At 59.2% G+C, this 976-nt stretch carries 1 protein-coding gene; it reads right to left on the bottom strand.

Going from position 1 to position 976, the window contains the following annotated elements:
• Window positions 1–34: 34 nt before the first annotated feature.
• A partial coding sequence (locus AC1DT3_RS22590) for a calcium-binding protein (RefSeq protein WP_477467406.1) occupies window positions 35–976 on the bottom strand: 942 nt, incomplete at its 5' end.

The raw sequence follows: 976 nt of genomic DNA, 5'->3' as shown, positions 1-976 counted from the left end.
ATTCAAGGCCGTCTGATCAACGATCAGGCTGTCTTTAGATCACGTAGAAGTCCGAGACCGTCAGCTTCGCGAGGTTGCTGACCGTGGCGAACTGCACCGCTGCCCCGGAGCCGTTGCCGTCGGCGTCATAAGAAAGAGCGCCGGTCTTGTCGTTGTAGATAATGTGATCGTTGCTATCGAGGGCCTTTTCTCCGACGCGGAACATGCTGGAGGAAAGGGAGCCCGCGGCCAGCTTCGTGAAGACGGAGTTTTCCAAACGGATGGTGTCGTCACGGGTGCTGAAATCGGTGATGGTGTCGACGTTCGTCGTCTTGTTGAGCTTGGTGTCGAAGACGAAGCTGTCGCGACCGCTGCCACCCGTCAGGACGTCGTTGCCGTCCTTGCCGAGAAGCTTGTCGTTACCGCCATAACCAAAGATCTTCTCGACGCTGGACGAGCCGGTAAGGGTGTTGCTGTAGCCGTCGCCCTTGATGATCTTTTCGGTCGGTGGCGGCGGCGGCGGCGGGGGGGGCGGCGGGGGCGGCGGCGGATAGGGGCCGCCATCATCCGGAACTGGGCCGGTCACGCCTTCGACGTTGCCGGAAACGGTCGGGGAGTTGCCGCGGAAGTAGTAGTAACCCCACTGGCCTTCACCCATGTAGTTGTTGGTGAAGGAAACGCCGGAGATCGATCCGCCGCTGAACTGACCGTCGGAGTACACCGTGTAGCCACCGCCGGCGAGGTAGTTGTTGTCGACCTGGATGTTCGAGATCGGGCCGAAATAGTTGTCGATCATGATCGCGGCGGTCTGCTCGTGATCGTTGATGACCGTGTTGTGCTTGATCACCACGTTCGACTGGCCGCCATCGATCTGGATGCCATCGTAGTGCGGCGAGCCCGAAGCCTTCAGGTTGTGGATGTAGTTGTCCTGAATGAGCGAGTTGCCGTTGCTCAGGGTGATGCCGTTTTCCACGTTGTAGATGTTGTTACGCAGAAA

This window comes from Microvirga sp. P4_G7 (genome assembly GCF_056401005.1).
Note: the sequence above shows the minus strand (reverse complement) of the source record. Positions and strands in the feature narration are given on the sequence as shown.